Here is a 12866-nt window from a genome sequence, read left to right on the forward strand (position 1 = left end):
GAACGCGTGGCCGAGCTGTTCGGACACGAGGCTGCGCTCTTCACCCCGACCGGCTCGCTGGCCAACGTGCTCGCGGTGCGCTCGCTCGTCAGCGTCGGCCAGGAGGTGCTGTGTGAGGCGTCGGCCCACATCGCGCGCGCCGAGCTGGGCGCGCACGGCGCCATCACCGGGCTGACGATGCGCACCTGGACCCACCACCGCGGCCAGATCGACCTGGGCGCCATCGAGGCGATGTTCGCGCCCGACATGGGCCCCTTCTTCGTCGCCACGGCCGCGGTCTCGGTGGAGAACACCCACAACTTCGCCGGCGGTGCCGTGCTGCCGCTGGCCGACCTGCAGGCGCTGCGGTCGTGGGCCGCACCGCACGGCACGAAGATCCACCTCGACGGCGCCCGGATCTGGAACGCGCACGTCGCCACCGGCACGCCGCTCACGGCGTACGGCGCGGTCGCCGACGTCCTCGCCGTGTGCCTGTCCAAGGGCCTCGGCGCCCCGGTCGGCTCACTCATGGTGGGCTCGGCCGACGCGGTCGCGCAAGCGCGGATCTGGCGCAAGCGACTCGGTGGGGGCATGCGGCAGACCGGCATCCTGGCCGCCGCCGGCCTGCACGCCCTCGACCACCACGTCGAACGGCTGGCCGACGACCATGCGCACGCCAAGCTGCTGGCGGAGGCGTGCGGCCTCGACCCGGCGACGGTCGACACAAACATCGTGGTGGTGCCGCGCCCGGATGCGGGCGACTTCGTCGCGGCCGCCGCCGAGGCCGGCGTTCGCGTCTCCGCGGTCGGGCCCCGCGCCGTACGACTCGTCACGCACCTCGACGTCTCCACGGCCGACGCCGAGACGGCCGCCGCGATCCTCGCGAAGCTCTAGGCGCGCCACTCCAGCCGGCTGATCTGGTCGCCCTCGTGGAGTGCGGCCCGGTCACCGGTGTCAGCGAAACCGCAGGCCTCGTAGAGCCGGAGCGCGCGTCGGTTGTCGCTGCGGGTCCACACGCTCAGTCGCGTCCACACCCGGCCGTCCGTCGGCGCCTGGAGCGCGCGGACGAGCGCGCCGCCGATCCCGCTGCCCCAGTAGCCCGGATCGACGAAGACCATCGAGATGTGGCCGCACGTGGGGTCGACGACGCCGTCCTCGAGGTAGTCCTCGGCCACGATCATGCCGGCCGGCCTGGCGCCGTACGTCGCCAGCAACGCCACGTCAGAGGAGGCGAGCTGCTCCTCGATCCGCTCGCGCCGACCGGGCGCCGGCGCGCGGCCGCCCGCGTGCCGGGCGGCGGCCCAGATCCCGCCCGCGGCGACGCGCTGCGCCTCGTCGGTGATCGGGGTGATGACGGTGCGGGGCACGAGTCGTCACGCAGTCGGGGTGCCGGCGATCAGGATGTCGCTGATGGCGGTGTAGTCGCGGCCGAGCACGCCGACACCCGGCGCGGTCACCGTCACCAGCCGCAATTGCACGCTCGCGGTGGTCACCGGATCGATGGTCAGCCGTTGGAGCCTGGCCTTCTCGACCAGGTCCTGGCGGACCACGGTGCCGTCGTCGAAGACCCACTCGACGGCGGTGATGCGCCGGTTGTTGGGATACCAGTCGACGAGGCTCGCCCCGCTCGGCACCTGCTTGGCGTAACCGTTGATCAGCCCGACCCTGCGGATCAGGGTGGGCTCGGCCAGGGTGAAGGTGATCGTCTGGCCGGTGGCGTCGCCGGCTGTGCGCCACGCGGTGCTGGGGGTCGCGTCCAGCATCCGGCGTGGCGCGTAGGTGACGAGCTCGCCGTCCAGGTCGTTGGTGGCGGGTGCGGCCGCCGGCGCGGCGACCGTGAGGGTGCGCGTCAGGTCGATGGGTCGCGCCGGCTTGTCGTGCTGCTGCGGTGAGGTCGTGCTGGCTGTCTCGGTCGCGGTGTCAGCCGCGGGGTCGTCGTCGCCGCCGAGGCAGGATGCAAGGACCACGAAGAGGATCACGACGAGGACCGCCCCGACGGCCCAGGTCACCCAGGCGGGCGTCCCCGAGGAGGCCTGGTCGGGGAGCGGAGCGTCGTCAGGCACGTCGAAGCGCGGCTCGCTCGCAGTCACGGGCTCGCCGGCAGGGTGGCCGCAGTTCAGGCAGAAGCGGCCGATTCCCAGCTCATGGCCGCAGCGCGCACAGGTCGTCACGGGCCAACAGTACGGGCCGGACGCGCTCTCCAAGTGCGTTCGGATCAGACCGCGATGTGGGTCACTTCGGCCTCGACGCGCCGACGGGGGACCAGCTCGACCACGAGCATCGCGGTGAGCACCAGCGCGCCGCCGATCAGCAGCCGCGACGTCACGCCCTCACCGCCGAGCGCCACCGCGAAGGTGGCCGCGAAGACCGGCTCCATGCTCATGATGATCGCGGTGCGGGTGGGCGGCAGGTGTGCCTGCGCCCATGTCTGGCCGAGCATCGCCAGCGCTCCGGCGAAGATCGCCATGTAGACCAGGGAGAGCCAGTCATGGGTGTTGTCCGGCAGCACGACGCCGTCGGGCACGGTGGCGACGAAGCAGATCGTCGCGATCACGCCGATCTGCAGGATCGACATGCCGAGCGCATCGCGTGGGGTCGACCAGGCGCCGAGGCCGACGATGTGGAGGGCGTAGAGGAGCGCCGAGACGAGGGTGATCGCCTCGCCGTAACCGAGGCTGAAGCCACCGAGGGTCAGCACCCCCAGGCCGACCGCGGCCAGGGCGACGGCCGCCCAGGTGACCGGGCCGATGCGCGTGCGCAGGATCCAGGCGGCGAACAACGGGGTGCACACGACATACATGCCGGTGATGAAGCCGCTGACGCTGGCCGGGGTGTGCGCGAGGCCGGCGGTCTGCAGGATCTGGGCGGCGCCGTACAGGCATCCCAGCACGACCGCGTGCCGACGGGTGGCGGGGGACAGCCGGGCGATCGCCCTCGGCGCGACCAGCAGCATCGCGGCGGCGGCGATGGCGAAGCGCACCGCCAGGAAGTCGAGGGTCGGCACCCGGTCGAGCAGATCCTTGATCAGGAAGAACGTGCTGCCCCAGCAGGCCGTCATGGCGAGCAGGGCGAGGGTCGCGAGCAGGGATGTCCGTCGTTCGGCGGCGCTGGTCTCGAGACTCACCCGGGGAGTCTAGGCAGCGGTCGGCGCGGGGTCAGCGCAGCGGGTCGAAGTGGCGCAGGAGGTCGGGCGTGCGGTCGTGGGCGACCTGCTCGGCGAGGAGCTTGCCGGTGAGCGGGCCGAGGGCGACGCCCCACATCCCGTGGCCGCCGGCGACGTAGACGCGGGAGGACTTGGTGCGACCGACGAGAGGGAGACCGTCGGCGGTGCAGGGTCGCGAGCCGACCCACTCGTCGGTGCGCGCCTCCCAGTCGACCCCGCGGAACATCGGGGTCGCGGCGTCGACGATGGCCTTGATCCGGCGGGGGTCCAGCGGGGCGCCGGGCTTGCGGAACTCCATCATCCCGGCGACCCGGAGGCCGTCCTCGGGCCCGCCGAGCGGGGTGCAGGCGACACGCTGTGTCGGCAGGTAGAGCGGGTTCTTCGGCGCCTCGTCCGGGTGCACGGTGAAGCTGTAGCCACGCCCGGCCTGCACGATGGTGCGCACTCCGTGGGGTCGGGCGAGCTGGCCGAGCCAGGTGCCGTTGGCGACCACGACCGCGTCGGCGTCCAGGTGGGTGCCGTCGCCGAAGCGGACCTCGGCCCGGTCGGCGTGCTGCCTGACGTCGGCGACGTCGCGACCGGTGACGATCTGGCCGCCGCCGGTCTTGACCGCTGCTGCGAGGGAGTGCACGAACTCGCCCGGGTTGAGGTAGCGCTGGCCCGTCATCGTCACGCCGCACCGGACGCCGTCGCCGAGCGTCGGCTCCAGGGCGTGCACGGCCTCGTGGTCGAGCAGCGTGTATTCGGTCGAGCCCCCGGCCTCGTTGACCCGACGGAACTCCTCCACCAGCACCTCGCGGTCGGCCTCGGAGGCGAAGGCCGCGAGGAAGGGCGTGGCCGACGTGGTCGCAGCGGCGACCGCGACGTCGCCCGGCGCGGCAGCCAGGTCGGCGTACGCGTCGAGCGCGACCGCGTTGGCCTCGTTGAACACCGACATCGCCCGACGCCAGTGCCTGTCGGTGCAGTGCTGCGCGAAGCCGGCGAGGAAGCGCAGCAGCCGTGGGTTGGCGGTCAGCGGCACGTAGACGGGGGAGGACGGGCTCAGTGCTGCGCGCAGGCCCGTCGCCAGGATGGCGGGCTCGGGCAGGGGCAGCGTCAGGGCCGGGGCCAGCCATCCCGCGTTGCCCCAGCTCGCGCCGGCGGCGACGTCATGGCGATCGACGACGGTGACCTCGACCCCCTCACGCTGGAGGAACCACGCGGTCGAGAGGCCGACCATGCCGGCACCGATGACGACGACGTGCTGCGGCGACTGATGTGTGTCCATGACCACATCCTCGGTCCCCGCGCAGCGTCGCGCCGTGGCGTCGCGGCCACGGTTCCCGGCGACCGCGTGTGCGTTGCCACACGGGTGGCCGGGGCAGCGCGAACGCCTCGCCCGGAGGTGCACCATCAGGGCCAGCCGGGTCGCCGGGTCGTCCGCATCGACGCCGCAGGACTCGCGCGCCCGGCGCAGCCGGTTGCGGAGCGTGTTGGGGTGCAGGTGCAGGGCCTCGGCGGCGGCCAGCACGTTGCCGGCGGCGGTCAGGTAGCCGTCGATCGCCTCGACCAGCGCCGTGTCGTGCCGGGTGTCGTAGGCCGACAGGAGCGTGAGCGGGCTGGCTTCGGCGTACGTCGACAAGAACCCGCGCAGCCGGTCGACCATCACCTCGGCGTAGACCTCTGGCAGCTCGGCGCAGCGGCCGGGCTCGCCACGGCGGAGCAGTGCGCGCACCACGTCGGTCGCGGCGGCCCGCGAGTGCGGCAGGTCCGTCGCCGACACCGCCACCCCGACACCGGCCACCACCCCGCGGCTGCCCGGCACCCGGGTCAGGAAGTCGGTGACGATGCGACGCCCGGAGGCGGCGCCCGTGACGCAGAAGAGGGTGTCGCCGAGCAGTGCGCAGGCCGCATCGGGGCACACGGCGCTCAGGTGCAGGGTCAGCGCGCCGGCGAGGTCGACGGCTGCCTCGGGGTCCTCCCCCCGGATCGCGATGACCACGAGCGGGTCGACCAGGCCGCCCTCCTGAGCGGCGGCCACCGCGGTCTCGCCACCCGCGAACAGGCGCTCGAGCTGGTCGTCGCGGCCGCGGGCCGCCTGCCCGGCGACACGCCGGGCGTGCCGCACCTGGCGGGCGATCACCGGCGCGGCGGAGCGCAGCGCCTCGACCTGGTGGGACGTCGGGGGGCCGCCGATCGCGGCCCAGATCGAGCCCAGCAGCTCGCCGTCGTGACGCAGCGCCACGACCGCCCGTGCGGTCAGTCGCACCTCGGGGAGGTCGACGAGGATGACGTCGTCGGTGGCACGGAGGCGTTCGAAGACGCCGGCCGCGGCGATGGCGTCGCGGTACTTCGCGGGCACCTGCCGGTTGAGGATCGTCTCGACCCGGGCCTCGTCGACGGCGCTGTGCTCGCCGCCGTAGGCGATCACGACGGTGTCGCGGTCCTCGATGGTGATGGGGGAGCCCACCAGCCGGGCCAGGTCCTGCGCCAGCTCGAAGAGGTCCCCCCGCTGCTCGCCCATGCGCCGCAGACTAGATCAGGTAGAGCGTGATGGTGCTGCCTCTGGCGACCATGTCGCCGGCATCGGGTGAGGTGCTGAAGACGAAGCCGAGACCGATGTAGTTGTCGGAGTTCAGCACCTCGACCTGGAAACCGAGGGCCTCCAGCTTCTCGGTGGCCGCGTCGACGCCCATGGCGATCACCCGCGGCACCTCCGTCAGCTCGGGACCCTTGGACACCACGAGCTCCACGGTGTCGCCCTTGAAGAGCGGCCCGGCAGTGGGGGACTGCCCGATGACGTTGCCCTCGGCGACCGAGTCGCTGAACTCCTCGCCGGTCACGTCGACCTCGAGCTTGCGCCTCTCCAGGGCCGCGGTCGCCTTGTCGGCGTCCTGGCCGGTCCAGTCCGCGATCTCGATCGGCCGGCGGCCCTTGCTGACCACCAGGTCGACGGGGCTGTCCGGCTTGACCGTCGTGCCGGCGACCGGATCGCTGCGCATCACCGAGCCGGCCGGCACGGTGTCGCTGAACTTCTCGATGCTCGAGCCGTTGGCGAGGTTGACCTGGGTGATGGCGTCCTGCGCCTGGTCCTCGGTCATGCCCTGGAGGGTGGGTACGTCGTAGCGCTCCGGGCCGAGGGACACGATCAGCGTCACAGCGCCGTCCTTGAGCACCCGCTCGCCCGGGTCGGGGTCGGAGCCGAGCACCAGCCCGGCCTCGACCGTCTCGGAGAAGCGCGGCGTCCCGACCTCGACCGCCAGGCCGGCCCGGTCGAGCTCCGTGGACGCGGCGGCCTCGGTGACGCCCAGGACCCCTGGGGTGGTGGTGTAGCGGGCGAAGCCGAACCACCACGAGCCGATCGCCAGGCCGGCAAGCAGCAGCACGATCAGCACGAACGAGATCGGCCCCCTCAGCGACCGTCGCCGGGCGGTGGTGATGACGGGGACGGGTGTCGACGGCCTGCGCGGGGCAGGGAGACGCGCCTCGACGGCGGGGACGGGAGCGGGCAGCTGCTCGATCGCGGTCGTGTGCGAGTGGTCGTCGGACCCGCGGTAGCCGGCCATCGCGCTCGGGTCGAACGGCTCGAGTGCGGTGTCGTTGCGGTCCAGCGGGAGCGCGAGGTCGGCGGTCAGCTCGGGGTCGTCCAGCACCCCGTCGCGCAGGGCCTGGGCGACGCGGTGGATCTGGTGCAGCAGCACGCTGGCGTCAGCCGGTCGCTGGGAACGATCGCGAGCCGTGGCCCGGGCGACCAGCGCATCGACGTACGCCGGAATGGTGGGCACGACCGCGGACGGTGGCGGGACGTCCTCGTGGACGTGCCGGTAGGCGACCTGGATCGGGCTCTCGCCCTCGTGCGGCTTGTTGCCGGTGAGGAGCTCGTAGAGGACGACCCCGGCGGCGTAGACGTCGGCGCGTGCGTCGGAGCGGCCGTCGACGACGAGCTCGGGCGCGAGGTAGGAGACCGTGCCGATCAGCACACCGCCGGTCGCGGTGTGCTGGGTGTCGGCGCTGACGGCCTTGGCGAGGCCGAAGTCGGCGACCTTCACCCGGCCGCCGTGCGCCTCGTCGCCGATCAGCACGTTCTCCGGCTTGACGTCGCGGTGGATCAGCCCGGCACGGTGTGCCGCGGCGAGGGCGGAGACGACCGGCTCGAGGAGGGACAGCGCCCGGGCCGGCGTCATCGGGGACTCCTTGCGGATCACGTCGCGCAGGGTGTGCCCGGGGACGTACTCCATGGCCAGGAACACCACGCCGTCGTCGTCGCCCTGGTCGTAGACGCCCACCACGTGCGGGTGGTTGAGCCTGGCGGCAGCGCGCGCCTCGCGGACGAAGCGCTGCGCGAAGTCGTCGTCGTCACCCAGCCCCGGGTGCATCACCTTGACCGCGACGGTGCGGTCGAGCCGGATGTCGGTGGCCTCGTAGACACTCGCCATGCCACCGCGGGCGATGCGGGGTCCGATGCGATATCGCCGGTCGAGGAGACGACCGACGAGCGCGTCGGGACCCGCTCGACCCGCGGCGCGGGCGTGCTCGGGTGGCTCCACTGCTCGACCTCCATCACCGGACGGGGAAGGATCCGGTGCTCCATCGTACGAAACCCCGGCGCCAGACACGGTGGCGCGAGCCTGCCCCGGCGTGGCGTGGAGCCGGCCCGGTCGGCCGGGTCGTCCGCTCAGGCGGGCGGGTCGCCGCGCTCGAGCCGCTTCTTGATGGCCAGCACGTTGTCGACGTAGCGCACCGTCTCGTCGTAGAGCCCGTGACGCTGGACCGCCCCGATGCCCTGGTAGTAGGCGCCCACCTGGTGGCGTCGGGACCGGGTGTGATCGCGGAGGACGTCCAGCAGGAGCACCCCCGCGGTGGCGTTGTCGCGCAGCGAGTGGAGCCGCAGATCCCGATCGGCGTAGGACTCCATCCAGCGCGCCGTGCTCGGCAGCACCTGCATGGCGCCGACGGCCCCGGCGCTGGACACGTGGTGCATCTGCCAGCCCGCCTCCTGCCAGGACACGGCCAGCGCGAGCTGCGGGTCGACGCCACGGTGCTTCGCGATCCGCGTGATCACGGTGCGCACCCGCTCCCGACCGGGCTCGGCGGTCGGGTCGTGGTCGTGGCCCGGCTCGCCGCCCGAGTCGTCGGCCCGGGACGTGACGACCGGGATCTCGAGTCGCTGGCCGACGCGGAGCGTGCCGGCCGGGCCCAGGTGGTTGTGCGAGATCAGCTCGGCGGTCCAGGCATGGAACCGGACGGACAGACCGCTGGCGGTGTCACCCGGCTCCACGATGTAGGTCGTGAGGTCCCGATTGCCGGGGAGCTGCTCGTGCTCGGCCGCGGCGGGGGCGACAGCCACCAGCGCCACGGCAACTCCCAGTCCCACGGCAGTCGGGATCAATGTCGACGTGCGCCTGCGAGTGCCCATGGGTCAGGCACCTCCTCACCTGCCGGCGACGTCCGGGTGCCGAGAACATCCGGAGGGGAAGCGCCGCGAGCGAGCCGTCGACGTTACGCAGCGGCGGGTCCCGCCGCGATCAGGCGCAGGGGCCGGGCGTGTCGCCACGGCGGGTCGTGCCGCCGGCTGGGTGGCTGGTGTGTCGGCGTGAAATACTGCGGGCATGAGCTCCTCTGACAACCCCGTTCCGCTGGCCGACGCCGATCTCGATGCCCTCGTCGACGAGTGGCTGGACTGGGGCCAGGCGGCCCAGCTCCTCGGTGTCACGCCCGCGAAGGTGCGCACGATGATCAAGGACCACGAGATCGCGGGTGCGGTCCCCAAGCCCGGCGTGCCGCCGTCGGTGCCGGCTGCGTTCTTCCAGGACGGGCTGATCGTCAAGGGCCTGTCCGGGCTGCTGACCATGCTCCACGACCACAACTTCGACGACCGCGAGTGCATCGCGTGGATCTTCACCGACGACGACCTCCCCGGTCGCCCGATCGACGCGCTGCGCGAGAACCGTGGCGCCGAGGTCAAGCGGCGTGCCCAGGTGCTGGGCTTCTGACCCGCTATCGTCGCGAGCCATGAGCACCCGCAGCAGCCAGACCCGCGCCGCGCAGGTTGTCCCGGGCCAACGGAGCCTGATCGGACTGCTCATCGCCGTGATCACGGCGGCGGTGCTGTGGTGGACCCAGGGGGACGGCAACACGCCCGGCGCCGACCCGTCGCCCGCCGACACCCCGTCGGCCCAGCAGACGACGTCGCAGACTCCGACGGCCGGCCAGTCCGGGACCGACCCCGACAGCGGGTTGCCGATCGTCCGGGTGTCCGACCTGCCTCCCGAGGCGGCCGAGACGTTGGAGCTGATCGATGCGGGCGGACCGTTCCCCGAGGATCGCGACGGGGTCACGTTCGAGAACCGGGAGGACATCTTGCCGCAGCAGGCCGGGGGCTACTACAAGGAGTACACCGTCGAGACGCCCGGCTCCGACGACCGCGGAGCGCGGCGGATCGTGACCGGCGCGAACGCTGAGCTCTACTGGACCGACGACCACTACTCGTCCTTCTCCCGGATTGCCAGGTGACCTCATGAGCGGACTTGCGGGACTTCTTGCTGGACTCATCAAGGGTGAGGCGCAGCCCGGCCTCTACCAGTGGCACGGCGCCTTCGACGTCGCCGACGTGCAGCACACGGTCGAGCACGCGGGCTTCGGCTTCGGCCACGTCGACGGGTGGGTGGGCGGCGGCACCAAGGCGGAGTTCCTCGCCGCCGTGGGGGAGGCGCTCGGCTTCGCGGACTACTACGGCCAGAACTTCGACGCCCTCGCCGACTGCCTCCACGACATCGGGGCCGGCCGGGCCGGCGTCGTGCTCCTCTGGGACGGCTGGAGCACCCTCGCGCGCACCGACGAGCGGGCCTTCAACATCGCGCTGAGCGTGCTCGGATCGCGGGTCAACGCCGACCGGGGCGTGCCGTTCTCGGTGCTGCTCCGCGGTGAGGGGCCGGACGTCCCGGGGATCGCCTCGCTCGACTGAGCGGCTAGACCGTCCGCTGGGTGGCGGCGGACGCGAGCTCGGTGAGCACGCCGCGGGCGTGCTCACCGATCGTCGTCCCCTCCAGCGCGGTGACGGCCGTCGCGGCAAGTGACCCGATGAGCTGCTCGACCTGCGTGTGGGCGCCGGACGCGTCGATGATCCGGCGCAGGTCGGCGACCGCGGCTTCGTCCAACGCACGGCCGAGGGCGGTGTGCAGTCGCTCGGCGTCGGCCGGCTCGGCCGCGGCCAGCGCCAGCGCCACGAGCACGGTGCGCTTGCCCTCGATCAGGTCGTCGCCCGCGGGCTTGCCCGTGACGGCAGGGTCGCCGAACACGCCGAGCAGGTCGTCGCGCAGCTGGAACGCCTCGCCCAGCGGCAGCCCGAAGCGGGACAGGGCGCTGACCTGTTCGTGGGTCGCGCCGGCCAGCGAGGCGCCGATGTCGAGGGGGCGCTCGATCGAGTACTTCGCGGACTTGTAGCGCAGCACCGTCATCGCGGTCTCGACGTCGGCGTGCGCTCGCGCCTGCACCGACACGCCGAGGAACTGGCCTGCGATCACCTCCGTGCGGCACAGCTCGAACATGTTCAGACCTGCGTCCACCCGCTCCTGCGCGAGCCCGCAGTGGCGCAGCATGTCGCCGGCCCAGCCGAGCAGCAGGTCGCCCAGGAGGATCGCCGCCGCGGCGCCGTACTGCTCCGCATCTCCACTCCACCCGGCCTCCCGGTGCTCGGCCTCGAACGCCCGGTGCGTGGCGGGGCGGCCGCGGCGGGTGTCGGAGGCGTCCATGAAGTCGTCGTGCACGAGTGCGCTGGCGTGCAGCAGCTCGAGGGCGGCGCACGCCCGCACCAGCGCGGTGTCGTCGGCGACCTCCGGCCGGATCGCCCTGAAGCCCCAGTAGCAGAACGCCGCGCGGAACCGCTTGCCTCCGCTGACCGAGGTCCGGGCCTCCGCGACGAGGCGGGCGGCGTCGTCACCGAGGGGGGTGAGGAGCGCCGCCTGGACGTCGAGGAAGTCGTCAAGCACCGCCTGGATCCGCGCTCGGAAGGCCTCGGGATCCCACGCGGCGGCCGTTGCGTCACTCACCCGGGGGAGCCTAGTCAGTGGACCGATTCCCCCAAACAGTGCACCCAAACCTAGGCTGGGCCCATGACGCAGGGACACGGGCGCAGCATGCGAGAGCTGATCGAGAGCGGTGCGAAGTCGTTCTCGTTCGAGTTCTTCCCGCCCAAGGACGAGGCCGGCGAGGAGCGCCTGTGGCGCGCGATCACCGAGCTCGAGCCCTACCAGCCGACGTTCGTGTCCGTGACGTACGGCGCCGGCGGCAGCTCTCGCGACGCCACCGTGCGGATCACCGGCCGGATCGCCCGGGAGACCTCGCTGACGCCGGTGGCTCACCTGACCTGCGTCGGCCACAGCCGTGCCGAGCTGGCCGACATCCTCGACGCCTACCGCGACGCCGGCGTCGACCACATCCTGGCGCTGCGTGGTGACCCGCCCGGCGGCCCGCACACCGAGTGGGTGGGCGCCGACGACGGCCTGCACCACGCCTCCGAGCTGGTCTCCTTCATCAAGGAGCACTACGACGCGGCCGTCGGGGTCGCCGCGTTCCCCGAGGGTCACATCGATGCCGAGAGCCTCGAGCAGGATGCAAGCGTGCTCAGGGCCAAGCAGGACGCCGGCGCCGAGTTCGCCGTCACCGAGATGGTGCTGCGGGCCAGTGACTACTTCGCGCTGGCCGAGCGCGCCCGGGCGCTGGGCGTCGACATGCCGATCATCCCGGGGATCATGCCGATCCTGAACCTCAACTCCATGAGTCGCATGGTCGAGCTCTCCGGACGGGAGATGCCCGACGAGATCCGGGCTCGCATCGAGCCGCTCGCCGAGACGCCCGCCGAGCTGCGCGCCGAGGGCATCCGGATCTCCACCGAGCTGTGTCAGGCGCTGCTCGAGGGCGGTGCCCCGGGGCTGCACTTCTACACGCTGAACTTCTCCAAGGCGACCCGCGAGATCTTCGCCGCACTGCAGATCACCGCCTGACCCACGGCCTCGTCGCTACGGTGGCGCCATGAGCACCCGCACCGTCACCGTCACCGGCCAGGGCAGCACCGCCGTGGCACCGGACACGGCCGTCGTCCGCGTCGCCGCCGTCGCCCGCGCCGCTGGTCTGGCCGAGGCGTTCGCGTCCGCGTCGACGGCCGCTGCGCAGATCGGCGTCGTGGCCAGGCGTCACACCGTGGAGGAGCGGATCGCCTCGACCGGCATCACCGTGTGGCCGTGGCACGACAACCAGGGCCGGCAGCGGGGCTTCGAGGCCCGGCACTCGCTGTCCATCGGCTGCTCCGATCTCGACGCCGCGGGTGCGCTGCTCGACGAGCTGGCCGGCGAGGTGGGCGACGCGCTCGCCGTCGACGGCGTGGCGCTCGAGGTCGCGGAGACGACCGCGGCCCGTGACCGGGCGGTCGCCGCTGCGTACGCCGATGCGCTGCGTCAGGCCGAACAGCTGGCCGGCCTCGCCGGGGCCTCGCTGGGCGATGTCCTCGCCATCGCTCAGGGTGGCTCCGCGGGCGGTGGGCCCGGCTTCCGCGGCATGGACGCGATCGCGGCCTCGGCCAAGCTCGAACCGGGGGAGACGACCGTCGCGGCGAGCCTGAGCGTCACCTGGGCCCTCGCCTGAGCGGTCGGCCGGCTAGGGCGGCCCGATCGCCTGCGCGACGAGCGCGGCCGAGAGTCCCACGAACGGCAGCCCCGAGCCCGGCGTGGCATGTGCGCCGGCGGCGTCG

The 12866-nt window shown here is 72.8% G+C and carries 13 protein-coding genes; 6 read left to right on the forward strand and 7 right to left on the reverse strand.

Annotated features, from left to right (window positions below):
- A partial coding sequence (locus RMO85_RS05190; RefSeq protein WP_310526962.1) for a GntG family PLP-dependent aldolase occupies window positions 1-873 on the forward strand: 873 nt, incomplete at its 5' end.
- Here RMO85_RS05190 and RMO85_RS05195 read toward each other — a convergent pair.
- The 6 genes from RMO85_RS05195 to RMO85_RS05220 form a co-directional block, all read right to left on the reverse strand.
- Window positions 870-1346: a GNAT family N-acetyltransferase gene (locus RMO85_RS05195; RefSeq protein WP_310526965.1), complete on the reverse strand. Its 477-nt coding sequence runs from the start codon at window positions 1344-1346 to the stop codon at window positions 870-872. The two genes, RMO85_RS05190 and RMO85_RS05195, sit on opposite strands and share 4 nt — an antisense overlap.
- Window positions 1347-1352: 6 nt before the next feature.
- On the reverse strand, window positions 1353-2150 hold the full coding sequence (locus RMO85_RS05200) for an NADase-type glycan-binding domain-containing protein (protein ID WP_310526966.1): 798 nt from the start codon (window positions 2148-2150) through the stop codon (window positions 1353-1355).
- Window positions 2151-2194: 44 nt separating this feature from the next.
- Window positions 2195-3103: a DMT family transporter gene (locus RMO85_RS05205; RefSeq protein ID WP_310526970.1), complete on the reverse strand. Its 909-nt coding sequence runs from the start codon at window positions 3101-3103 to the stop codon at window positions 2195-2197.
- 31 nt (window positions 3104-3134) lie between these two features.
- Complete coding sequence (locus RMO85_RS05210; RefSeq protein ID WP_310526972.1) at window positions 3135-5645, reverse strand: FAD-dependent oxidoreductase; 2511 nt, start codon at window positions 5643-5645, stop codon at window positions 3135-3137.
- 10 nt (window positions 5646-5655) lie between these two features.
- Window positions 5656-7668, reverse strand: coding sequence for a Stk1 family PASTA domain-containing Ser/Thr kinase (gene pknB / locus RMO85_RS05215; RefSeq protein WP_310526974.1), 2013 nt, complete (start codon window positions 7666-7668; stop codon window positions 5656-5658).
- A 128-nt stretch (window positions 7669-7796) separates the two neighbouring features.
- On the reverse strand, window positions 7797-8537 hold the full coding sequence (locus tag RMO85_RS05220; protein WP_310526977.1) for a transglycosylase SLT domain-containing protein: 741 nt from the start codon (window positions 8535-8537) through the stop codon (window positions 7797-7799).
- A gap of 193 nt (window positions 8538-8730) precedes the next feature.
- On the opposite strand from RMO85_RS05220, the gene RMO85_RS05225 reads away from it, so the two are divergent.
- From RMO85_RS05225 to RMO85_RS05235, 3 genes are read left to right on the forward strand one after another with little or no spacing between them, the layout of a single operon-like run.
- A complete protein-coding gene (locus RMO85_RS05225) occupies window positions 8731-9114 on the forward strand; it encodes an Rv2175c family DNA-binding protein (RefSeq protein WP_310526978.1) in 384 nt (127 codons plus the stop codon).
- A gap of 19 nt (window positions 9115-9133) precedes the next feature.
- Window positions 9134-9634, forward strand: a complete 501-nt coding sequence (locus RMO85_RS05230) for a ribonuclease domain-containing protein (RefSeq protein WP_310526979.1) — start codon at window positions 9134-9136, stop codon at window positions 9632-9634.
- A gap of 4 nt (window positions 9635-9638) precedes the next feature.
- Window positions 9639-10085, forward strand: a complete 447-nt coding sequence (locus RMO85_RS05235; RefSeq protein WP_310526980.1) for a barstar family protein — start codon at window positions 9639-9641, stop codon at window positions 10083-10085.
- A gap of 4 nt (window positions 10086-10089) precedes the next feature.
- Here the strand turns inward: RMO85_RS05235 and RMO85_RS05240 are convergent, their stop codons facing one another.
- On the reverse strand, window positions 10090-11169 hold the full coding sequence (locus tag RMO85_RS05240; protein ID WP_310526981.1) for a polyprenyl synthetase family protein: 1080 nt from the start codon (window positions 11167-11169) through the stop codon (window positions 10090-10092).
- A gap of 63 nt (window positions 11170-11232) precedes the next feature.
- Here RMO85_RS05240 and metF point away from each other — a divergent pair, with 63 nt between their 5' ends.
- Both metF and RMO85_RS05250 read left to right on the forward strand, forming a co-directional pair.
- A complete protein-coding gene (gene metF, locus RMO85_RS05245; protein WP_310526983.1) occupies window positions 11233-12123 on the forward strand; it encodes a methylenetetrahydrofolate reductase [NAD(P)H] in 891 nt (296 codons plus the stop codon).
- Window positions 12124-12151: 28 nt separating this feature from the next.
- Complete coding sequence (locus tag RMO85_RS05250; protein WP_310526990.1) at window positions 12152-12760, forward strand: SIMPL domain-containing protein; 609 nt, start codon at window positions 12152-12154, stop codon at window positions 12758-12760.
- The last annotated feature ends 106 nt before the right edge of the window (window positions 12761-12866 follow it).

The sequence above is a fragment of the Nocardioides sp. genome (genome assembly GCF_031422975.1).
Taxonomy (GTDB): Bacteria; Actinomycetota; Actinomycetes; order Propionibacteriales; family Nocardioidaceae; genus Nocardioides.

Bases quoted from the DNA above. Each gene is read 5' to 3' on its own strand.
- RMO85_RS05210 (WP_310526972.1), bottom strand. From the start codon at position 5,645: ATGGGCGAGCAGCGGGGGGACCTCTTCGAGCTGGCGCAGGACCTGGCC.
- RMO85_RS05220 (WP_310526977.1), bottom strand. From the start codon at position 8,537: ATGGGCACTCGCAGGCGCACGTCGACATTGATCCCGACTGCCGTGGGA.
- RMO85_RS05225 (WP_310526978.1), top strand. From the start codon at position 8,731: ATGAGCTCCTCTGACAACCCCGTTCCGCTGGCCGACGCCGATCTCGAT.
- RMO85_RS05230 (WP_310526979.1), top strand. From the start codon at position 9,134: ATGAGCACCCGCAGCAGCCAGACCCGCGCCGCGCAGGTTGTCCCGGGC.
- RMO85_RS05235 (WP_310526980.1), top strand. From the start codon at position 9,639: ATGAGCGGACTTGCGGGACTTCTTGCTGGACTCATCAAGGGTGAGGCG.
- metF (WP_310526983.1), top strand. From the start codon at position 11,233: ATGACGCAGGGACACGGGCGCAGCATGCGAGAGCTGATCGAGAGCGGT.
- RMO85_RS05250 (WP_310526990.1), top strand. From the start codon at position 12,152: ATGAGCACCCGCACCGTCACCGTCACCGGCCAGGGCAGCACCGCCGTG.